Genomic DNA, 20,855 nt, shown 5'->3' with positions numbered 1-20,855 from the left:
CGCCACACTGAGCGGGCCCGGAATGACTCCGCTGAACTGGCTGAAACCGCGTAAAATCCCAGTTCACAGGTGTCCACCGAACCGAAGCAACTTCAGATCACCCCTACTCACCTACTCCCCTGGCCAGAGGAAGCGTTGGGCTTTCGCCCAGGGGGAGCTTTCCTCCTCTGGAAGATAGGTGCGTGTTTCAAAGGAGTCGACGACCACCTGACGCAGCTCGGGCAGACCTCCCTGAACAGCCCCCACGGCCCGGGCCTGCACCAACAGGTTCCCCACGGCGGTGCCCTCCGCCGGTCCCGCGATCGCCGGCAGGCCGGTGGCCTCGGCGGTGAGGCGACACAACAGCGTGTTCCGCGACCCTCCCCCGACGATGTGCACCACCTCGACCTCTTGGCCTGACAACTCGGCGGCCTGTCGCACGGCCCGACGGTAGGCCAGGGCCAAGGAATCCAGCACGCACCGCACCACCTGAACAGGGTCGCCGGGAGGGGGCCGGCCGGTCTCGGTGGCGAACTCGGCGATCCTGGCCGGCATGTCACCGGGTGGCGCGAACCGGGGGTCGTCCACGTCCACCACGCACCTCAGCTTCGGTAGACGAGCCGCTCGCTCCAACAGGTCGGCCAGATCCACGTCGAGGCCTTGGTCCCGCCAGGTGCGCAGGGACTCCTGAAGCAACCACAGCCCGGTCACGTTGCGCAGGTAGCGCACGGTCCCGTCCACACCGAGTTCGTTGGTGAAGTTGGCCTTCCTCCCCTCTTCGGAGAGCACCGGACGGTCCGACTCCACTCCCACGAGCGACCACGTGCCCGAGGAGATGTAGGCGAAGCGCGAGGTGCGCGCGGGTACGGCCACCACGGCGGAGGCGGTGTCGTGGGAGCCCACCGCGACCAGCGGCGTCCCGCGATCCCTCACCGGGCCGATGATGTGGCCGGGGTCGATCAGGTCGGGGAGCAGGTTCCTCACGGGAACCCCGAAGGCATCCTCCAACAGGTTCAGGCAGGCTTCGGCCCAGCGACGCCCCTTCACGTCCACCAGCCCGGTGGTGGAGGCGTTGGTCGACTCCGCCACCTTTTGGCCGGTCAGCCAGTAGGCGAACAGGTCCGGGATCAGTAGCAGGTCGCGTGCGGCCGCGAGCTGGGCGCTTCCGGCGGCGGCCACGAGCTGGAAGACGGTGTTGAAGGGCTGCACCTGTAGCCCGTTGACGGCGTACAGGTCCGCGGCGCGGAGGTGCTCGAACACCCGCTCGGGCACACCGTCGGTGCGCCGGTCCCGGTAGTGGACGGGGTTGCCCAGCAGTGCGCCGTCGGCGTCGAGCAGGCCGTGGTCCACGGCCCAGGAGTCGATGCCGACGGAGGCGAGTGGGCCATGGTCCCGGGCCGCTTGTTCCAGGCCGGTGACGGCTCCGGAGTACAGCGACAACACGTCCCAGTGCAGTCGTTCGCCCACGGCCACCGGGGTGTTGGCGAACCGTGCGGTCTCCTCGGTGCGCAGGGCACCGTCGCGCAGGTTGCCGGTGATCACCCGACCGCTGGAAGCGCCCAGGTCGATCGCGGCGTGCGGTCCCACCGCGCTCACCGCAGGAAGGCGGCGGCGACCCCGCCGTCGACGGGCACGTGCAGGCCGGTGGTGTGCGCCAGTTCCCCCGCGGTGAGCGCGAACACCGCGTTGGCCACGTGTTCGGGCAGCACCTCACGACCAAGGAGAGTGCGCTTGGCGTAGAAGGCGCCCAACTCCTCTTCGGGCACCCCGTACACCTTGGCGCGCTGGGCGCCCCACCCGCCGGCGAAGATGCCCGAGCCGCGCACCACACCGTCGGGGTTGACGCCGTTGACCCGGATGGCGTGCTCGCCCAGTTCGGCGGCGAGCAGGCGCACCTGGTGGGCCTGGTCGGCCTTGACGGCGGAGTAGGCGATGTTCTTGGGCCCGGCGAACACCGCGTTCTTGGAGGCGATGTAGACGATGTCGCCGCCCATGTCCTGCTCGATCATCAGGCGCGCGGCCTCTCGGGAGACCAGGAAGGACCCCTTGGCCATGACGTCGTGCTGGAGGTCCCAGTCGCGTTCGGTGGTCTCCAGCAGCGGCTTGGAGATGGACAGTCCGGCGTTGTTGACCACCAGGTCCACCCCGCCGAAGGCCAGGGCGGCGGCGCGCGAGGCCTCGGCCACGGCGTCGGCGTCGCTCACGTCGCAGCCCACCCCGACGGCGGTGTCGGCACCACCGAGTTCGGCCGCGACCTCGGCGGCCTGATCGGCGTCCAGGTCGGAGACGACCACGCAGGCACCCTCGGCGGCCAGGCGGGTGGCGATGGCCTTGCCGATACCGCTCGCGGCACCGGTGACCAGGGCGACCCGGCCGGCCAGGGGTTTGGGCGCGGGCAGCCGTTTGAGCTTGGCCTCCTCCAGTGCCCAGTACTCGATGCGGAACTTCTCCGACTCCTCGATGGGCCGGTAGGTGGACACGGCCTCGGCGCCGCGCATCACGTTGATGGCGTTGACGTAGAACTCGCCGGCCACGCGCGCGGTCTTGGCGTCCTTGCCGAAGGAGAACATGCCCACCCCGGGCACCAGGACGATGGCCGGGTCGGCGCCGCGCATGGCCGGGCTGTCGGCGGTGGCGTGGCGTTCGTAGTAGGCGCGATAGTCCTTTCGGTACTGCCGGTGGAGTTCGCGCAGACGCTCGACGACCCGTTCCAGAGGTTCGGTGGCCGGCAGGTCCAACACCAGGGGGCGGACCTTGGTGCGCAGGAAGTGGTCGGGGCAGGAGGTGCCCAGGGCGGCCAGTCGGGGGTGTTCGGCGCGGGCGAGGAAGTCCAGGACCTCCTCGCTGTCGGTGAAGTGGCCGATCTGTCGGTGGTCGGTGGAGGCCAGACCACGGATCACCGGGGCCAGGGCGGCGGCGCGCCGGGCGCGTTCGGTCTGCGGCAGCGCCTGGTGTTCGTCCAGGACCGGGCCGAAGGGGCCGGGGCGGCCGCGTTCGGCGAGGAAGGTCTCGGCGGTGCGGATGACCTCCAGGGAGTTGGCCTCGCACTGCTCGCTGGTCTCGGCCCAGGTGGTGATGCCGTGTCCGCCAAGGATCGCGCCGATGGCGTTCGGGTTCTCTTCGGCGATGCGGGCGATGTCCAGCCCGAGTTGGAAGCCGGGCCTGCGCCAGGGCACCCACACCACGCGGTCGCCGAAGCACTCGCGGGTCAGTCGTTCACCGTCGGCGGCGGTGGCGAGCGCGATCCCGGAGTCGGGGTGCAGGTGGTCCACGTGCGCGGCGCGCACCAAGGCGTGCATGGCGGTGTCGATGGAGGGCGCGGCCCCGCCCTTACCGAAGAGACAGTGGTCGAAGGCGGCGACCATGTCGTCCTCGCGTCCCTCGCCCGGGTAGACGTCCACGAGGGCGCGCAGGCGGTCCATGCGCAGGACGGCCAGACCGTCCTCGGTGAGGGTTCCCAGGTCGCCACCGGAACCCTTGACCCACAGCAGGTCGACGGGTCGGCCGGTGACGGGGTCGGTGGCGCTGCCCTCGGCGGAGGTGTTGCCGCCCGCGTAGTTGGTGTTACGCGGGTCGGCACCGAGGGCGTTACTGCGTGCGATGAGCTGGGCGACGACGGGATCGGACACGGTGTTTCCCTGTTCTGTGTCGTGGTGTGTCGGTCGTGCCGGCCGGTCGGGGCCGGTCATGCGCCCCATCCGGCCTGGGTCCCGCCCTGGCGTTCGCCGGCGACGCGCTCCACGTACCCGGAGGCGGCGTGGGCGGCCATGGGGTCGGGGTGCAGGCCCTGTTCCTCGCGCAACCCGGCCAGGAGGGGGCGCACGTCGGTGTTGTAGGCGTCCATCAACGCGGCGTTGGCGCCCAGCACGTCGCCCGAGGCCTGCGCGACGGCCAGGGCCTCGGCGTCCACGAGCAGGGCCTTGGCGGTGGCCTCCTGCACGTTCATCACCGAGCGGATCTGTCCGGCGATCTTGGGTTCGACGTTGTGGCACTGGTCGAGCATGAACGCGACCTCGGTGTCGGCGGCCAGGGCCCCGCCGCGCACCACCTCGTACATGATGCGGAAGAGCTGGAAGGGGTCGGCGGCGCCGACCATCAGGTCGTCGTCGGCGTAGAAGCGCGAGTTGAAGTCGAAGGCGCCGAGCTTCCCGGCGCGTAGCAGGAACGCGACGATGAACTCGATGTTGGTGTGCGCGGCGTGGTGGCCGGTGTCCACGCACACCACGGCCCGTTCGCCCAACTCCAAACAGTGGGCGTGGGCGGTGCCCCAGTCGGGGACGTCGGTGGCGTAGAAGGCGGGTTCGAAGAGCTTGTACTCCAGCAGGATCCGCTGGTCGCCGCCCAATCGGTCGTAGACCTCGCGCAGCGCCTCGGCGAGACGGTCCTGGCGGGCGCGCAGGTCGTCCTGGCCAGGGTAGTTGGTGCCGTCGGCGAACCAGAGCTTGAGGTCGCGCGAGCCGGTGGCGTCCATGACGTCGACGCATTCCAGCAGGTGGTCGATGGCCTTGCGGCGCACGCGGGCGTCGGGGTTGGTGACGCTGCCGAGCCGGTAGTCGTCGTCCTGGAAGACGTTGGCGTTGATGGTGCCGATGGCGGTGCCCAGGTCGCGGGCGTGGGCGGCCAGGGCGGAGTAGTCGTCCACCTCGTCCCAGGGAATGTGCAGTGCGACGGTGGGGGCGACCCCGGTGTGGCGGTGCACTTCGGCGGCGTCGGCGATCTTCTCCCAGGGGTCGCGGGGCACCCCGGGTTGCGCGAACACCTTGAATCGGGTCCCGGAGTTACCGAAGGCCCAGGAGGGAAGCTCGATGTGCTGGCGGCGCAGGACGGCGAGGGTATCCGGTGTGACCACGATGGGGGCTCCGTTCGGTGGGGTGGGATCGCGGAGCTCGCGATCATTGAATCGTTTCATTCAAGTATCGCCGAAGCTATCCCGGCACCTGGAAGGGTGTCAACGGTCATCCTCATCCACCCTGGTTACAACGTTTTACCCATCGATCCGAAAAGAGGGCCGGGGCTCCTGCCCCGACCCTCTCCCGGTCCTGTGGCCTGTCTATCCGCGCCCGGCCAGGGTACGGCTGCGCCCGCGGAACTCGGCGACGATCTCCTCGCCCCGGCGGACGGTCACGTCGTAGACGCCACTGCGCCCGAAGACCACACGCTCCTCAGCGGTGGCCACCAACACGTCGCCTTCGTGGGCCGGAGCCACGAACGTGACGTCGGCGCCGGAGGCCACGGTCACCCCTCCACCGTCCACGTTGCACGCGCACGCGAACGCGGTGTCGGCCAGGGTGAACAACAACCCTCCGTGGGCGATGTCGTAGCCGTTGAGCATGAGCGGGCCGACGACCATCTCCACCACCGCACGCCCATCGGTGGCCTCCACCAGGCGCATGCCCAGGTTCTTGGAGGCACGGTCGGCCTCGAACATCCGCCAGGCGGTCTCGTTGCGCCCCTTGGGCGTCTCCGCCCCGCTCATGAGTCGAAGTCCACGGTCACGGCGTCGGTCACCGGCAGCGACTGGCAGGCCAGCGCGTACCCGGCCTCCACCTCGGCGGGGGTGAGCGCGTAGTTGCGCACCATCTGGACCTCACCACCGCACACCTTGACCCGGCAGGTCCCGCACACCCCGCCCTTGCAGGCGAAGGGAACGTCGGGACGGTAGCGCTGGGCCGAGTCCAGCACAGGTACCCCTTGGGGCAGGGTCAGCGTGGTGGTGCGGCCGTCCAACACGACGGTGACCTCGCTGGCGGGTCCCTCGACCTCGGGGTCCTCGTGTCGGGCCTGGGGCGGTGGTTCGGCACCCTCGACGAAGAACAGCTCCTGGTGGACGCGTTCGCCGTCCACCCCGTGTTCGGCCAGCACCCGTTGGGCGTCGGTGACCATCGTGTAGGGCCCGCACAGCCACCAGTGGTCGACACCGTCCGCGGCGATGATGGTCGACAGCAACGCGTCGAGCTTGGCCCCGTCCAGACGCCCGGTGAACAGCTCCGACTCTCTCGGCTCACGCGAGAGCACGTGCACCAGCTCCAGCCGTGGCCCGAAGGCGTCCTTGAGGTCGGCCAGCTCGTCGGCGAACATCACCGTGTCGCTGCGGCGGTTGCCGTACAACAACGTGACGTGGGAGCCGGTGCGGCGCAGCAGCGAAGCGGCCATGGACAGCACCGGGGTGATGCCTGAACCCGCGGCCACCAGCACGTGCCGGGCGGTCTCGGTCAAATCGGGGCTGAAGCGGCCCGTGGGCGCGCCCACCTCGATCTCGTCGCCCGCGCGCACCTCGCGGACCAGCCAGGTGGAGAACAGGCCGTCGGCGACCAGACGCACACCCACGCGGGGCGCCTCGCCCACCGGGGCACAGATCGAGTAGCTGCGACGCTCCTCCACACCATCGATCACACGACGCAGGGTCAGCGACTGCCCGGGGGCGAACGCGAACACCTCGGCCAGATGGTCGGGGACGTCGAAGGTGACGGCGACGGCGTCCTCGCACAGGCGCTCGACGGCGGCCACGCGCAGCCGGTGGAACGCCGCCCGGCCGCGTCCGGCGGCGGGGGCGGTCTCGGTGACGGGTGTGGTCACGGTCAGATCTCCTTGACGTGCTCGAACGGTTCGAGGCAGGAACGGCAACGGTGCAGCGACTTGCAGGAGGTCGCGCCGAAGCGGGACAGTTCCTCGGTCTGTGCCGACCCGCACAGCGGACAGCGCGGGACGGTTCGGGTGGGCAGCAGGGTGAGGGGGACGGGGCCGGCGGGCCGCTCGGGCGCGCCGCCGGGCGGCGAGATGCCGTGCTCGGTGAGCTTGCGCCTCCCCTCCCCGGTGATCCAGTCGGTGGTCCAGGGCGGGGAGAGCGTGGTGCGCACCCGCACCTGCTCGAACCCGGCCGCGCGCACGGCCGTGTCCACGTCCACGCGCATCTCGGCCAGGGCCGGACAGCCCGAGTAGGTGGGGGTGATCCACACCTGGGCGGCACCGTCCTCGGTGATCTCGACCTCGCGCAGGATGCCCAGGTCGGCCAGGGTCAGCATGGGAAGTTCGGGGTCGGTGACCGCGGCCGCCGCCGCCCACAGGCGACGATGTTCCTCGGTCCGCGATGTGGTGGCTACCATGTCGCCTCCGGGTGCCTGCGGGCCACCCGCTGGAGTTCGGTCAGCAGGGGCGCCAGTTCGTCGGTGTGCCGGCCCTCGCGCCCGGCCGGCTCGGCCTCGGGGAAGGACCCGGGCGCCTCCAACGTGGCCGCGGTCAGCACCTGGTCCAGGACCTGGTGGACCTCCTCGCGCACCGTGGCCGGGTCCACCGCCACCCCTTGGTCGGCCAGGGCGGCCTCCACCGGGTGGGTGGCGAAGAGTTCGCCGGTCAGCGGCCACACGTCGGCGACCGCTCGGGCCATGCGCTCGTGCGAGTACTCGGTTCCATCACCCAGGCGCAGCGCCCAGGAAACCGCGTACTCGCGGTGGTAGGCGACCTCGTTGACGCCCTTGGCGGCGATGGCGGACAGCACCGGGTCCCCACTGTCGGCCAACCGGGTGAACAGGGCCAGTCGCCAGGTGGAGAGCACGAGCAGCGTGGTCACGCACCGGGCGAAGTCACCCCGCGGGGCCTCGGCCAGGTGCACGTTGCGGAACTCCTCGGGGTCCCGGTGGTAGGCGAAGGCGTCCTCGTCGCGCCCGGTCCCGTCGGCCTGGCCGGCGCGGGCCAGCAGCAGACGGGCCTGACCCAGCAGGTCCAGCGCGATGTTGGCCAGGGCCACCTCCTCCTCCAGTTCGGGGGCGTCGGTCACCCAGTGGACGAGCCGCTGCGCTTGGACCAGGGAGTCGTCGCCGAGCATCTGGCAGTACAGGGCCAGGTCATGGCCGTCCACCCCCGTGGGAAGGGTGGTGTCCACACCCGCGAGCGCCTCGGTGAAACCGGCACCGAAGGCCCAGCGGGCGTCGCCGTCGTGTTCCTCGGTCAGGCCGGTGAAGATGTTGTCGCCACTCATGTCGTTCCTTTGAAACCTCGTTCGTCCCCGTGTGTTCGCGCTAGATGTGCGGGACGTCCTCGGGGATCGGGTAGAAGGTCGGGTGGCGGTAGACCTTGTCACCGCTGGGCTCGAAGTAGGGGTCCTTCTCGTCCGGGCTGGAGGCGGTGATGTTCTGGGCGAGCACCACCCAGATGCTCACGCCCTCGTTGCGCCGGGTGTAGAGGTTGCGGGCGTTGTGCAGGGCCATCTCGTCGTCGGGGGCGTGCAGGGAGCCCACGTGGACGTGGTTGAGGCCGCGCTTGCCGCGCACGAAGACCTCGTACAGGGGCCATTCGGGCCGGGCCGGGCCGGTGCCGTCGGTGTTGCTCATGCCGCGACCTCCCGGACGCTCTTGTGCTTGTCGGCGTAGGCGGTGGCGGCCTCGCGGACCCACGCACCGTTGTCGTGGGCGGCGCGACGCCGCTCCACACGCTCGGCGTTCTTGGGGCCGTTGCCCGAGATGACCTGCTTGAACTCGTCCCAGTCCGGTTCACCGAAGTCGTAGTGGCCGCGCTCGTCGTTCCAGGCCAGTTCGGGGTCGGGCAGGGTGACGCCCAGCTTGTCGGCCTGCGGGACGGTCATGTCGATGAACTTCTGGCGCAGGTCGTCGTTGGTGTCGATCTTGATGCCCCAGTCCAGCGACCGCCGGGTGTTGGGCGAGTCGGCGTCGGGCGGGCCGAGCATCATCAGGGACGGCCACCACCAGCGGTCCACGGCCTCTTGGACCATCGCGCGCTGGCCCTCGGTGCCGGCCATCATGCGCATGAGCAGTTCGTAGCCCTGCCGCTGGTGGAAGGACTCCTCCTTGCAGATGCGCACCATGGCGCGGGCGTAGGGGCCGAAGGAGGTGCGGCACAGCGGGACCTGGTTGCAGATCGCGGCGCCGTCCACCAACCAGCCGATCACACCCACGTCGGCGAAGCTCAGCGCCGGGTAGTTGAAGATCGAGGAGTATTTCTGGCGTCCCTCGATCAGGCGCTCGGTGAGGTCGGCGCGGTCCACGCCGAGGGTCTCGGCGGCCGCGTACAGGTACAGGCCGTGTCCGGCCTCGTCCTGGACCTTGGCCAGCAGGATGGCCTTGCGGCGCAGGCTGGGCGCGCTCGCGATCCAGTCGCCCTCGGGCTGCATCCCGATGATCTCCGAATGCGCGTGCTGGGAGACCTGACGGATGAGGGTCTTGCGGTAGGCCTCGGGCATCCAGTCACGCGGTTCGACGCGCTGGTTGGCCGCGATCCTGGCGTCGAATTCCGCCTGGAGAGCCTCGTCGGCGCCGGGGGGCGCTTCCTGGGCCGTGGTCGACATTGATCATTCCCCATTCATAACCGAACGTTCGGTCAGTAATTAGTATCGCCGGATGTGGTGGTCCGATGCAAGGGGTGCGCGCCACGAAGACCGGCGCGCACCCCGCGGGGGACTACTTCCCGGTGAAGGTGGGCTTCTGCTTGGCCAGGAACGCGTTGACCGCGCCCACGTGGTCGGCGGTCTCCCCCAGCTGGTTCTGCAGGTCCGCCTCCTCCTCCAGCAACTCCGCCACTTCGAGGCCGCCCTCGGCCGCCGAACGCACCTCGCGCTTGGCCGCCACGAACGCGGCGGTGGGTCCTGAGGCCAGCTTCCGGGCCACCTCGTGGGCGCGCGTCTCCCAGTCCTGGTCGTCCACCACCTCGGTGACCAGACCCAGCTCCAAGGCTCGGTCCGCGACCATCATGGTGCCCAGCAGCATCAGTTCCATCGCCCGGGCCTGACCCAGAGCACGCACCAGACGCGTCGCCAACCCCGAGTCCGAGGCCAGACCGACCCCGGTGAAGGCGGTGCCGAACTTGGCGCGGCGGGCCGCCACCCGCACGTCACCGGCCAGCGCGAACCCCATGCCGGCGCCCACGCAGGCCCCGCCGATACCCACCACGAGCGGTACCTGGATACGCTCCAGGCCCAGCACGATGGGATTGTAGTGCTCGCGCACCGTGTCCAACGCGCCCGGGCCGGAGGGGTCCTCCAGCAGACGCGCGTGCTCGGCAAGGTCCTGTCCGACGCAGAACGCCTTGTCCGACCCCAGGAACAGCACCGCGCGCGCGGTGGTGGACTCGGCCGCCCGGTTCACCGCCTCCAGCAGCTCCTCCTTGACCCGAATGGTCAGCGCCGGGGTGTTCAGCCGGATCGTGGCCAGCCCGTCGGCCTCCTCGAACCACGCCGCCCTGTCTTCGCTCACGCCTTGTCTCCCTCGTCCCAGATGTGGAAGCCCTCGCCGCTCTTGCGGCCGAGCCTGCCCTCGGCGACCTTACGGCGCAACAGCTCCGGAGGAGTGAACCGGTCCCCCAGTTCGGCGGCCAGGTACTCGGCGATGGCCAACCGCACGTCCAGTCCGACCAGGTCGGTGAGCTTGAGCGGCCCCATCGGGTGGCGGTAGCCCAACTCCATGGCGGTGTCGATGTCGGCGGGCGAGGCCACGCCCTCCTCGACCATACGGATCGCCTCCAGGCCCAGGGTGACGCCCAGACGGCTGGTGGCGAAACCGGGTGCGTCGCGCACCACGATCTCGGTCTTGCCCAGGGCGTCGGCCCAGCCGCGCACCGCATCCAACACGGCCGGGTCGGTCTCGGGCGCGGTGACGATCTCCACCAGCTTGGAGGCCGGGACCGGGTTGAAGAAGTGCGTGCCCAGGAATCGGCTCGGACGCTTGAGCGCCGCGGCCAGTTCGGTCACCGATAGCGAACTGGTGTTGGAGGCCAGAACGGTCTCCTCGCCCACTACCGCCTCGGCGGCGGTGAGCACCGCGATCTTCAGCTCGGGCCTCTCGGGCACCGCCTCGATGACGATCCCGGCCTCGGCGGGGATGTCGGCGGTGTCGATGACCACGTCCATCCGGGCCAGGTAGAGGGTGGGTTCGAGGTCGATCTTGCCGCGCTCACGCGCCTTGTCCAGCCCGGCCGCGACCCGACCGCGGCCCGCCTCGGCCGCCTCGACGGTGGCCTCGACCAGCACCACGCGGGCGCCGGCCATGAGGAACTGCTGGACGATGCCGGCACCCATGGTGCCGCCGCCGACGACGGCCACGATCTCGGGTACGCCCCGTGGGGTGATCTCGGTCAACGCTTCTTCCTCTCCAGGAAACCGGTCATACGCTCGTGTTTGTCGGCGCTCTCGAACAGCACCGCCTGGGTCAGGTCGTCGGCCAGCGGGTGCACCCCGTCGGCGTCCAGGACCATCTTGGTCATGCGCAGGGCCATCGGCGAGGAGGCCGCCATACGGTCCAGCAGGGCGTGGGCGCTCTCGCGCAACTCCTCGGAGGGGACGATCCGCGCGATGAGCCCGTGACGCAGCGCGGCCTCGGCGTCCAGCCGGAAACCGCCCAGCAGTACCTGTTTGGCCACCGAGGCGCCCACCAGTTCCTTGAGCCGCCAGCACGCGCCGGCGCCCGCGATGATGCCCAGGCCCGGCTCGGGTTGGGCGAACACCGCGGTGGGGGTGGCGACGCGGATGTCGCAGGCATAGGACAGTTCCGCGCCGCCGCCCAGCGCCCAACCGTCGACCGCCGCCACGGTGGGCGCGGGCAGTCGGTGCAACCGCTCGAACAGGCGACTGTTGATCCCGGCCAAGGCCTCCTCGCGGCCGCGTTCGCGCAGCTCGGAGATATCGGCGCCGCCCGCGAAGACCGTGCCGTGCCCGGTCAGCAACAGGGGTTTGGGGTCGGCCTCCAGTTCGGCGCACACCCGGTGCAGTTCGGCGATCATCCGCCCGTTGATGGCGTTGCGGGCCTCGGGGCGGTGCAACTCCACCACCGTGCGGTCCTCGCGCCGCTCCACCAGCAGGGTCTCGAAGTCCTCGTCGTTCTCGCTCATACTCGCTCCACCAGGAGCGCCGCGCCCTGACCCACGCCCACGCACAGGGTGGCCAGGCCACGCCGCGCGTCCTCGCGTTCCATGCGGTTGAGCAGGGTGACCAGGATGCGCGCACCGGAGGAACCCAGCGGATGGCCCAGCGCGATGGCGCCGCCGTCGGCGTTGACACGGTCCTCCTGCAGGCCGAGTCGGCGCATCACCCCCAGCGACTGTGCCGCGAAGGCCTCGTTGAGCTCGATCGCGCCGACCTCGTCCAGCTTCCACCCGGCCCGGTCCAGGACCTTGTGGGTGGCCGGGACCGGGCCCAGACCCATCACCTGGGGTGCGACGCCGGCCGAGGCCGAGGAGACCACACGTGCGCGGGGAGTGAGACCGTACCGCTCCACCGCGTCCGCGCCGGCCAAGAGCAGGGCGGAGGCGCCGTCGGAGAGGGAGGAGGAGTTGCCCGCGGTGACGATGCCGCCCTGGCGGAACACCGGGCGCAGCCTGCCCAGGCTCTCCATGTTCGAACCCGCGCGCGGCCCCTCGTCGGCGGTGACCTCGTGGGTCGCGCCCTTGCGACCGTGCACGGTGACCGGGACGATCTCGCCGTCGAAGCGCCCTGCCTCGGCCGCGGCGATGGCGCGCTCGTGGCTGCGCAGCGCGAAGGCGTCGCACTCCTGGCGGCTCAACCCCTCCAGACGCGCGACCTCCTCGGCGGTCTCGCCCATGGACAGGGTGTAGCGCAACTCGTCGGGAGAGGCGTCCTCGGACACCTGGGCGTCGGCCTCGGCGAAGCGGGGGTTGGTGAAGCGCCAACCCAGGGAGGTGTCGGCGACCTCGCCCGGCTTGGCCCACGGGGTGCCGGGCTTGGCCATCACCCAGGGGGCGCGGGTCATCGACTCCACGCCGCCGGCGACCACCACGTCGGCCTCACCCGAGCGGATGGCCTGGGCCGCGGAGGAGACGGCGGTCAGGCCGCTGGCGCACAGCCGGTTGACGGTGTAGCCGGGCACGCTGGGGTCCAGGCCGGCGAGCAGGGTCGCCATGCGCGCCACGTTGCGGTTGTCCTCGCCCGCCTGGTTGGCGGCGCCGAGGATGACCTCGTCGACGACCTCGCCGGGTACTCCGCTGCGGCGCACGACCTCGGCCACGACCCGGGCGGCGAGGTCGTCGGGACGGACTGAGGCGAGGGCGCCCCCGTACCGGCCTTGAGGGGTGCGGACCCCGTCGACCACGTAGACGTCGCTCACGAACGGCCTCCCATGTTGCGCGCGGTGGCGTGCGCCACCGCGTGGTGTGAACTCATCGACACATCTCCTTGACACGGCAGGTCGGAGACTGGATAAATGCATTAGTAACCGACCGTTCGGTCAGTAAGCAAGTCGGTCCGGCCCTTGACAGGGCCGACCCACACCCGTCACCGCGCGGCGGACCGCCCACCCACCCAGGCCTTGGGCCTGCGCGGGCCACCGCGCACCGTACCCGGAGAGGCCCATGGCAAGCCAGGACACCACCACGCAGCCGGCCGGCACCACGATCCCCCGACGACTCGGGCAGGCACCCGCGCCCGAGTCGCTCGACCCGGCCGAACGCATGAGCGTCGACGAGCTCCGCGCTTTGCAGCTCGACCGCCTGCGCTGGACCCTGGAGCACGCCTACACCAACGTGCCCCTGTACAAGCGCAAGTTCGACGAGGCGGGCGTCCACCCCGAGGACCTCAGGACGTTGGAGGACCTCGCCCTCTTCCCCCACACCACCAAGGCCGACCTGCGCGACAACTATCCCTTCGGCATGTTCGCCGTGCCCCAGGACCGGATCAGCCGCATCCACGCCTCCAGCGGCACCACCGGCAAACCCACAGTGGTCGGCTACACGCGCGAGGACATCGACACCTGGGCCGAGGTCGTGGCCCGCTCCATCCGCGCCGCCGGCGGACGCCCCGAGCACAAGGTGCACGTCTCCTACGGCTATGGCCTGTTCACCGGTGGCCTGGGCGCCCACTACGGCGCCGAGAGGCTCGGTTGCACCGTCATCCCCGCCTCCGGTGGCCAGACCGCCAAGCAGGTCCAGCTCATCCAGGACTTTCGCCCCGAGATCATCATGATCACCCCCAGCTACATGTTGACGCTGTTGGACGAGTTCGAGAATCAGGGAATCGACCCGCGTTCCACCTCTCTCAAGATCGGTGTCTTCGGCGCCGAGCCCTGGACCGAGAAGATGCGCCGCGAGATCGAGGACCGTTTCGACATCAACGCCGTGGACATCTACGGCTTGTCCGAGGTCATGGGCCCGGGCGTGGCCAACGAGTGCGTGGAGACCAAGGACGGCCTGCACGTCTGGGAGGACCACTTCTACCCCGAGGTCCTGGACCCCATCACCCAGGACGTCCTGCCCGACGGTGAGAACGGCGAACTGGTCTTCACCTCGCTGACCAAACAGGCCATGCCGATCATCCGCTACCGCACCCGTGACCTGACCACCCTGCGCCCGGGCACCGCCCGCCCCATGCGTCGCATGGACAAGGTCACCGGCCGCAGCGACGACATGATCATCCTGCGCGGGGTCAACGTCTTCCCCACCCAGATCGAGGAGATCGTGCTGGGCCTGGACGGTCTGGCGCCGCACTTCCAGCTGGTGCTCACCAAGGAGGGCCGCCTGGACCGCATGGCCGTGCGTGTGGAGGCGGCACCCGACTGCACCTCCGACCGCCGAGTGGTCCTGTCCCGCGAGATCACCGCCACCATCAAGGACAAGGTCGGGGTCAGCGTCACCGTGGACGTCGTCGACCCCGAGCGGATCGAACGCTCCGTGGGCAAGTTCCGCCGCATCATCGACCAGCGTCCCCAGGACTGACACCCCGACCCTCTGGGTCCCCGGCCCCACGACGCGTCCTACCGGGTCAGGCCCTCACCCTCCACCAAGGGAAGCGCGCGCCCGCCCACGTGGACGTACTCGTGCCCCGGCTCCAAGGCGTAGAAGGTGACGGGGACCCAGGTGCGCTGTTCCTCGGGACGGAACAGGTAAGCGTTTTCACGCAGCGGTGCCAACGGATGGGCCTTGGGCGGCTCGGGTGCGATCCCGGTCAGTCCGCCCAGGTCGACCACGCGCAGCACGAGCCGTTCACCGGTGCCGCGCACCTCCAGTCGCTGCACGGCGTTGCGATAGGCCCCCAGCAGCGGCAGGTCCTCGGCGTCCGCCACGGGTCCGGGTTCGACCGCGGGGACGGGCGCCGGACGGATCCGCACCCGCGCCACCTCCTCGAACACCTCCGCGTACAGCTCCTGATACAGGTCACGGGCCTGGCCGCCATTGGTCAGCAACGTCACCGCCAGGCCGGCCTCCGGGAACAGGCGCAGGAACGCCGACTGTCCGATGGTGTTGCCGTCGTGCCCCACCAACCGGTACCCGTCCCAGCCGTAGCGGATCCAGCCCAGGCCCCAGGAGTCGCCCAGGGTGTCGGGATCGGGCAGGTCCACCGAGTGACGCGTCATGGCCTCGGCCGACTCCGACGAGAGCACCCGTTCGCCCCCGGCCGTGCGGCCACCGCGCAGGTGCGCCGCGGCGAAGGTCAACACGTCAGCGGCGTTGGCGTGCACCAGCCCCGCGGGCCCCATCGAACGGGTGATGCCCCACACCGGGACCGGCACCGCGCCGGTCGGATCCACGACGTGCCCCACCGCGGCCCCGTGCAGCACCGCCTCCTCCGGCAGGGTCCCGGCCCGGGTCAGCCCCAACGGGGTGTACAGACGCTCACGCATGGCCTCGTCCCACACCCGCCCGGTGAGCTTCTCGATGATCCGGCCCAACAGCGGGAACCCGGAGTTGCAGTAGGAGAAGGTGGCGCCCAGCGGATGGGTCGGTTCCGAGTCGCGCAACCGCTCCACGTACCGTTCCAGGGCGTCGTCGCCGCGCCCGGTGTCGGTGAACAGGTCACCGTCGATACCGCTGGTGTGGTTCAGCAGGTGACGAACGGTGATCCGCGCGGCGTGCTCGGGGTCGGCCAGACCGAACTCGGGCAGCACCTCGACCACCGGGGTCTCCAAGGAGAGCAGCCCCTCGTCGACCAGACCCAAAACGACGGTGGCCGTCCAAACCTTGGTGATCGACCCGATCTGGAACACCGAACCGGTGTCGACGGCGTGCCCCGTCCCGACGTTGAGCACACCGTGCGCGACCTCGACCACCTCGTCGTCACCATCGGTGCCCAGGCGCAGGATGCCGAGTTGGGCTCCGGGCACGCCGTGCCGTTCGGCCAGCGCCGCCAGCCGTTCCCGCCAGTGGTCGATGTCGATGGGTCGGTGCGTGTGCGTGGTCAACCCGCTCCCCTGTCCCTTTGTCGAAGAATCCCGTGCGAAGGTCCGCCGTCACGATAGAACCCGCCACCCCGCCCGACAAGGGTCCTGGCCCGCACCACCGACCGAGGCCCGATTGTGCATCTGCCCATCACCGGGCCCCGGATCCAGGGTGAATCGTCATTGAGCCCGAGGTCACACACCCTGCAACCTGGAGGGAAGCCCGAACGCACCCCATCTGGAGCCCTGCCCGCATGCTCGACCTCAAGCTCACCCACGCGCGTGTGCGCACCCTCGACGACAACCACCCCCGCGCCACCACCGTGGGCATCGTCGGCGGCCGTATCCTCGGCCTCGACGACGACGTCGCCGAGCTGCCCGCCCGCACCGAGGTCGACTGCCAAGGCGCCACGCTCGTCCCCGGTTTCTCCGACGCCCACAACCACATGGCCTGGTTCGGACAGTCCCTGGGCGAACTCCCCCTGGAGAACGCCGCGACCCTGGACGAGCTCTACGACGCCGTCGCCGCGAAGGCCCCTACCCTGGGCGAGGACGACTGGATCGTCGGCTCCGGCTACGACGACACCGTGCTCGGCGCCCACCCCGACCGCCACGCCCTGGACCGGGCCGCGCAGGGACGTCCCGTCTGGCTCAAACACCGCTCCGGCCACATGTGCACGGTCAACAGCGCCGTCCTGCGCCTGGCCGGTGCCGAGAACGCACCAGACCCCGAGGGCGGCGTCATCGTCCGCGACGCCCACGGCACCGCCACCGGACTACTCCAAGAACGTGCGCAGGAACTGGTCACCGCCCTGGTGATGCCCTACCCCGTCGACGAACTCGCCGACGCCCTGGGCCGGGCCTCCCGCGTCTACGCGGCCGAGGGCCTCACCCACGTCGTCGAAGCAGGCATCGGCCACGGACTCGTCGGCCGCTCCCCCGTGGAGGCCGCCGCCTACCAGCGCGCCCGCGACCTGGGGATCCTGCTGCCCCGTGTGGAGCTCATGGTCGCCGCCGACAACCTCCACCCCCTGGCCGCCCACCCCGACGACGCCGTCACCACCGGCATCGACCTGGGTCTGCGCACCGGCTTCGGTGACGACCGGTTGCGCCTGGGACCCATGAAGATCTGGCTGGACGGCTCCCTCATCGGCCGCACCGCCGCCGTCACCGAACCCCTGTGCGGACACGGTCACGGCGTCTACCAGAACCCGCCCGAACAGATGCACGACCTGGTCGTGGCCGCCCACCGCTCCGGCTGGCGGGTGGCCGCCCACGCCATCGGCGACGACGCCATCGATCTGGCCCTGGACGCCTTCGAGGAGGCGCAACGCCGCCACCCGCGCCCCGACGTACGTCACCGCGTCGAGCACGCCGGGATCGTACGCCCCGACCAGCTCCCCCGCATGGCCGCGCTGGGTGTGGTCCCCGTGCCCCAACCCCGCTTCCTGCACAGCGTCGGCGACGCCATGGCCACGTCCCTGGGCCCGGACCGGGTCCCCTGGCTCTACCGCCACCGCTCCTTCCTCGACCATGGCATCCGCGTCCCGGGCAGCTCCGACCGCCCCGTCGCCCCCGGCGCCCCGCTCCTGGGCATGGAATCGATGGTCGAACGCACCACCTCCGGGGGCGCCGTCCTGGCCCCCGACGAACGAGTCACCCCCGAACAGGCCCTGCGCGCCTACACCCTGGACGCCGCCTGGGCGAGCCACGACGAACACCGTCGTGGCAGCCTCGCCCCCGGCCGACTCGCCGACCTGGTCATGTTGGACCGCGACCCGGTCGAGACCGCCGACCAGGGCATCGGCTCGATCGACGTCCTCGCGACCCTGGTCGACGGCCGCCCCGTCCACGGCGCCGACATCCTCGGCCCGCCCGACCGTCACACCGCGAACCACGGCCACTGACGGTCGCACGATCCCGTACTTCGAACGACCGCGCCCCGTCCCGGGCGCGGACCTTCCGATTGGAGAGAATCCCACCCATGCGTGACCTCGATTCAGGGGCCGCCCAGGAACCGGAGCCGACCGGCTCGGCGGTGGTCAAGGAACGCGAAGCGGGCAAGATCGCCTTCGCCGCCTTCGTCGGCACCGCCCTGGAGTGGTACGACTACTTCCTCTTCGGCACCGCCGCCGCCCTGGTCTTCAACCGTCTGTACTTCACGACGTTGAACGCGACCGCGGCCACCCTGGCGGCCTTCGCCACCTTCGGTGTCGGCTTCGTCGCCCGCCCCCTGGGCGCCGTCCTGTTCGGCTGGATGGGCGACCGCATCGGCCGCAAACCCGCCCTACTGCTCACGGTCGTGGCCATCGGCACGGCCACCGGACTCATCGGCGTACTCCCCGACTACGCCTCCATCGGTATCGCCGCACCCCTGTTGTTGGCCCTGCTCCGGCTGATCCAGGGCGTCGCGGTGGGCGGCGAATGGGGCGGCGCGGTCACCATCGCCGTCGAACACGCCCCGCCCGAGAAGCGCGGACGCTACGCCGCCCTGCCGCAGATCGGCTCCCCCGTGGGCACCCTGCTCTCCTCCGGCGCCTTCGCCCTGGTCCTGATGATGCCGCCCGACCAGTTCGACTCCTGGGGCTGGCGCCTGCCCTTCCTGGCCGCCTTCCCCCTGCTGCTGGTCGCCGTCTACATCCGCCGCAAGGTGGAGGAGTCCCCCGTCTTCGAAGAGATGGAACAACAGCAGGAACGCTCCAAGGTTCCGGCCCTGGACGTGTTCCGCCAGGCCTGGGGCCGGCTGCTGATCGCCATCGCCTCGGCCATGCTCGGCGTGGGCGGCTTCTACGTGATGACCACCTTCGCGATCAGCTACGGCACCGACACGCTCGGGCTGCCGCGTCAGCTCATGGTCAACGCCACCCTGATCGCCGCCCTCGCCCAGATCGCCGTCATCCTCGTCTTCGGTCGCCTGGCCGAACGGATGGGCCCGGGCCGGGTGACCATGTGGGGCGGCCTGGCCACGGCCCTCATCGCCTTCCCGGTGTTCTGGCTGATCGACACACGTTCCCCCGTCCTGGTCGTGCTGGCCGTGGCCACCGGGGTGGCCGTGTTGTCCATCGCCTACGCGGTCTCCGGAGCCCTGCTCACCGAACTGTTCCCCGCCAGGCTGCGCTACAGCGGGGTGTCCCTGGCCTACAACCTCGCCGGAGCGCTCAGCGGCTTCCTGCCCTTCATCGCCACCGCGTTGCTGAACAACGCGGGCGGTGGTTCCTGGGTGGCGGCCCTGCTGCTGGCGGGCATCGCCCTGGTCACCGCGTTCGGTGGGTTGTACGGCGAACGGCTGCGGGTTCGCGACGAGGTCGTGGTGCGCTGACCCCGACCGCACACGCGTGGGCCCCGACCGGAAACGCTCCGGCCGGGGCCCACCCGCTCTCAGTTCGACGCCGCGGGGTCGTAGGTACCCGTGGAGGTCAGCCCACCCACGCCCAGGCGACGCACCACCTCGGTCAGCATCGCCGTCCCGGCCACCAGGTCCGCGTCCTCGGTGTACTCGCCCTCATTGTGGGAGACCCCCTCCACCGACGGCACGAAGAGCATCACCGTGGGCACCCGCGCCTTCATGTTGATCGAGTCGTGTCCGGCCACCGTCCTGACCTCGCGATGGCTCAACCCCAGACGACGCGCGCCGCCCCTGGCCAGCTCCACCCCCTCGGGCTGGTAGGGGTCGATCCCCCAGGCGTGGGACAACTCCAGTTCCACCGACACCGACGCCGTCTCCTCCACCGCCGCGACCCGCTCGCGCAGCAATCGGTCGGCCTCGGCCAGCACCCCCTCGTCCTCCGAGCGCAGGTCCAGCAGCAACTCGGCGCGCGAGGCCACCACCACCGGCGAGTTCGGATACACGTCCATGCTGCCCACGGCCGTGTGCAGCGCGCCGGGGAAACGGTCGGCCAACTCACGGGCGGCCACCACCAGCATCGAGGCGCCCAACAACGCGTCCCGACGGTCGCCCATCACGGCCGCGCCCGAGTGCGCCTGCTCCCCACGCACCACGATCCGATACTTACGAGCCGCCCAGCAGGCCGCCACCAGCCCGATCGTGGTCCCGGAGTCCTCCAACACCCTTCCCTGCTCGACGTGGATCTCGGCGCAGAACGCCGCCTCGGGGCCGTCGTCCTCGCCGAGGAGACCGGTGTCGGCCAGGGCCTCGGCCACCGACACCCCGGCCCGGTCCCGCACCGCCAACGCCGTCTCCAACGGCATCCTGCCGGTGTACACGGCACTGCCCATCATGGACGGGGCGAATCGGGAACCCTCCTCGTTGAACCAGTTGACCACCGCCAGGTTGTAGACCGGGTCCACTCCCTCGGCCGCGTCGTCACGGGCCGCACGGGCCACGGCGTGCACCGCGGCCAGGACACCGTAGGCCCCATCGAAGCGCCCCGCCGTGGGCTGGGAGTCCATGTGGGAGCCGACCACCACGTAGGGCGCGCCCGGAACCCGTTCCACCAACCCGAACTGGTTGCCCACACGATCGTGGACCACCCGCATCCCGTGTCCGGTCAGCAGCTCCGACAGCCACCGGCGCTGGGCGATGTCGGGTTCGGTGGCCGCCTGCCGGTCCACCCCGCCCGAAGGGGTGGCCCCAAAGGCGCTCATGGCCTCGAAATCCGCCAGAAAACGGGTGTCGTCGCTGTTCAAGGGGTGAACCTCCCGGGTGAGACGTGATGCGCCCCGAACTCGTGCACGGGGCTCCGTCCATCCTGGGCACACCCGCCGGTCCCGCTCAATCGTCATCCACCCACGTTTTCCCAGCGGTGCTGT

Annotated in this window: 18 protein-coding genes; 3 read left to right on the top strand and 15 right to left on the bottom strand. The window is 70.5% G+C overall.

Going from position 1 to position 20,855, the window contains the following annotated elements; all coding sequences use genetic code 11:
• Positions 1-111 precede the first annotated feature (111 nt).
• From ACWGKS_RS20295 to ACWGKS_RS20235, 13 genes are all read right to left on the bottom strand, one after another.
• On the bottom strand, positions 112-1,566 hold the full coding sequence (locus ACWGKS_RS20295) for a rhamnulokinase (RefSeq protein WP_358505418.1): 1,455 nt from the start codon (positions 1,564-1,566) through the stop codon (positions 112-114).
• 5 nt (positions 1,567-1,571) lie between these two features.
• Positions 1,572-3,677: a bifunctional aldolase/short-chain dehydrogenase gene (locus ACWGKS_RS20290; RefSeq protein ID WP_358505049.1), complete on the bottom strand. Its 2,106-nt coding sequence runs from the start codon at positions 3,675-3,677 to the stop codon at positions 1,572-1,574.
• Positions 3,665-4,828 carry an L-rhamnose isomerase gene (gene rhaI / locus ACWGKS_RS20285; protein ID WP_358505051.1) on the bottom strand — a complete coding sequence of 388 codons (1,164 nt, stop codon included), beginning with the start codon at positions 4,826-4,828 and terminating at the stop codon, positions 3,665-3,667. The genes ACWGKS_RS20290 and rhaI overlap by 13 nt, the downstream gene beginning before the upstream one ends.
• 201 nt (positions 4,829-5,029) lie before the next feature.
• The gene (gene paaI / locus ACWGKS_RS20280; protein ID WP_358505054.1) at positions 5,030-5,455 is read right to left on the bottom strand and encodes a hydroxyphenylacetyl-CoA thioesterase PaaI; all 426 of its coding nucleotides are present in this window, start codon (positions 5,453-5,455) and stop codon (positions 5,030-5,032) included.
• Entirely contained in the window at positions 5,452-6,555 is a 1,104-nt protein-coding gene (gene paaE, locus ACWGKS_RS20275; RefSeq protein ID WP_358505057.1) for a 1,2-phenylacetyl-CoA epoxidase subunit PaaE, read from the bottom strand. The genes paaI and paaE overlap by 4 nt, the downstream gene beginning before the upstream one ends.
• 2 nt (positions 6,556-6,557) lie before the next feature.
• Positions 6,558-7,082: a 1,2-phenylacetyl-CoA epoxidase subunit PaaD gene (gene paaD, locus ACWGKS_RS20270; protein WP_358505060.1), complete on the bottom strand. Its 525-nt coding sequence runs from the start codon at positions 7,080-7,082 to the stop codon at positions 6,558-6,560.
• Positions 7,076-7,954: a 1,2-phenylacetyl-CoA epoxidase subunit PaaC gene (gene paaC / locus ACWGKS_RS20265; protein ID WP_452523514.1), complete on the bottom strand. Its 879-nt coding sequence runs from the start codon at positions 7,952-7,954 to the stop codon at positions 7,076-7,078. Before paaC ends, paaD begins: the two co-directional genes overlap by 7 nt.
• 40 nt (positions 7,955-7,994) lie before the next feature.
• Positions 7,995-8,306 carry a 1,2-phenylacetyl-CoA epoxidase subunit PaaB gene (gene paaB, locus ACWGKS_RS20260; RefSeq protein WP_358505066.1) on the bottom strand — a complete coding sequence of 104 codons (312 nt, stop codon included), beginning with the start codon at positions 8,304-8,306 and terminating at the stop codon, positions 7,995-7,997.
• Complete coding sequence (gene paaA / locus ACWGKS_RS20255; RefSeq protein ID WP_358505069.1) at positions 8,303-9,277, bottom strand: 1,2-phenylacetyl-CoA epoxidase subunit PaaA; 975 nt, start codon at positions 9,275-9,277, stop codon at positions 8,303-8,305. Before paaA ends, paaB begins: the two co-directional genes overlap by 4 nt.
• A 112-nt stretch (positions 9,278-9,389) precedes the next feature.
• Positions 9,390-10,181, bottom strand: coding sequence for an enoyl-CoA hydratase/isomerase family protein (locus ACWGKS_RS20250; protein WP_358505072.1), 792 nt, complete (start codon positions 10,179-10,181; stop codon positions 9,390-9,392).
• The gene (locus ACWGKS_RS20245; protein ID WP_358505075.1) at positions 10,178-11,062 is read right to left on the bottom strand and encodes a 3-hydroxyacyl-CoA dehydrogenase family protein; all 885 of its coding nucleotides are present in this window, start codon (positions 11,060-11,062) and stop codon (positions 10,178-10,180) included. Before ACWGKS_RS20245 ends, ACWGKS_RS20250 begins: the two co-directional genes overlap by 4 nt.
• Positions 11,059-11,811: an enoyl-CoA hydratase/isomerase family protein gene (locus tag ACWGKS_RS20240; RefSeq protein ID WP_358505078.1), complete on the bottom strand. Its 753-nt coding sequence runs from the start codon at positions 11,809-11,811 to the stop codon at positions 11,059-11,061. The genes ACWGKS_RS20245 and ACWGKS_RS20240 overlap by 4 nt, the downstream gene beginning before the upstream one ends.
• Positions 11,808-13,043: a thiolase family protein gene (locus tag ACWGKS_RS20235; protein WP_358505083.1), complete on the bottom strand. Its 1,236-nt coding sequence runs from the start codon at positions 13,041-13,043 to the stop codon at positions 11,808-11,810. The genes ACWGKS_RS20240 and ACWGKS_RS20235 overlap by 4 nt, the downstream gene beginning before the upstream one ends.
• 244 nt (positions 13,044-13,287) lie before the next feature.
• On the opposite strand from ACWGKS_RS20235, the gene paaK reads away from it, so the two are divergent.
• Positions 13,288-14,646 carry a phenylacetate--CoA ligase PaaK gene (gene paaK, locus ACWGKS_RS20230; RefSeq protein ID WP_358505086.1) on the top strand — a complete coding sequence of 453 codons (1,359 nt, stop codon included), beginning with the start codon at positions 13,288-13,290 and terminating at the stop codon, positions 14,644-14,646.
• 38 nt (positions 14,647-14,684) lie between these two features.
• On the opposite strand, the gene ACWGKS_RS20225 is transcribed toward paaK, so the two are convergent.
• Positions 14,685-16,109, bottom strand: a complete 1,425-nt coding sequence (locus tag ACWGKS_RS20225; protein ID WP_358505089.1) for a serine hydrolase domain-containing protein — start codon at positions 16,107-16,109, stop codon at positions 14,685-14,687.
• A 230-nt stretch (positions 16,110-16,339) separates the two neighbouring features.
• On the opposite strand from ACWGKS_RS20225, the gene ACWGKS_RS20220 reads away from it, so the two are divergent.
• Together ACWGKS_RS20220 and ACWGKS_RS20215 are read left to right on the top strand one after the other, a co-directional pair.
• On the top strand, positions 16,340-17,992 hold the full coding sequence (locus ACWGKS_RS20220) for an amidohydrolase (protein WP_358505092.1): 1,653 nt from the start codon (positions 16,340-16,342) through the stop codon (positions 17,990-17,992).
• Between the two features lie 77 nt (positions 17,993-18,069).
• Positions 18,070-19,404: an MFS transporter gene (locus ACWGKS_RS20215; protein WP_358505095.1), complete on the top strand. Its 1,335-nt coding sequence runs from the start codon at positions 18,070-18,072 to the stop codon at positions 19,402-19,404.
• Positions 19,405-19,463: 59 nt separating this feature from the next.
• On the opposite strand, the gene ACWGKS_RS20210 is transcribed toward ACWGKS_RS20215, so the two are convergent.
• A complete protein-coding gene (locus tag ACWGKS_RS20210; RefSeq protein WP_358505098.1) occupies positions 19,464-20,732 on the bottom strand; it encodes a M20 family metallo-hydrolase in 1,269 nt (422 codons plus the stop codon).
• Between the last annotated feature and the right edge of the window lie 123 nt (positions 20,733-20,855).

The sequence above is a fragment of the Nocardiopsis sp. NPDC055879 genome (genome assembly GCF_053615935.1).
Note: the sequence above shows the minus strand (reverse complement) of the source record. Positions and strands in the feature narration are given on the sequence as shown.

Bases quoted from the DNA above. Each gene is read 5' to 3' on its own strand.
- ACWGKS_RS20220 (WP_358505092.1), top strand. From the start codon at position 16,340: ATGCTCGACCTCAAGCTCACCCACGCGCGTGTGCGCACCCTCGACGAC.
- ACWGKS_RS20240 (WP_358505078.1), bottom strand. From the start codon at position 11,811: ATGAGCGAGAACGACGAGGACTTCGAGACCCTGCTGGTGGAGCGGCGC.
- paaK (WP_358505086.1), top strand. From the start codon at position 13,288: ATGGCAAGCCAGGACACCACCACGCAGCCGGCCGGCACCACGATCCCC.
- paaI (WP_358505054.1), bottom strand. From the start codon at position 5,455: ATGAGCGGGGCGGAGACGCCCAAGGGGCGCAACGAGACCGCCTGGCGG.
- paaA (WP_358505069.1), bottom strand. From the start codon at position 9,277: ATGTCGACCACGGCCCAGGAAGCGCCCCCCGGCGCCGACGAGGCTCTC.
- paaC (WP_452523514.1), bottom strand. From the start codon at position 7,954: ATGAGTGGCGACAACATCTTCACCGGCCTGACCGAGGAACACGACGGC.
- ACWGKS_RS20290 (WP_358505049.1), bottom strand. From the start codon at position 3,677: ATGGGGCGCATGACCGGCCCCGACCGGCCGGCACGACCGACACACCAC.
- ACWGKS_RS20215 (WP_358505095.1), top strand. From the start codon at position 18,070: ATGCGTGACCTCGATTCAGGGGCCGCCCAGGAACCGGAGCCGACCGGC.
- paaB (WP_358505066.1), bottom strand. From the start codon at position 8,306: ATGAGCAACACCGACGGCACCGGCCCGGCCCGGCCCGAATGGCCCCTG.
- paaD (WP_358505060.1), bottom strand. From the start codon at position 7,082: ATGGTAGCCACCACATCGCGGACCGAGGAACATCGTCGCCTGTGGGCG.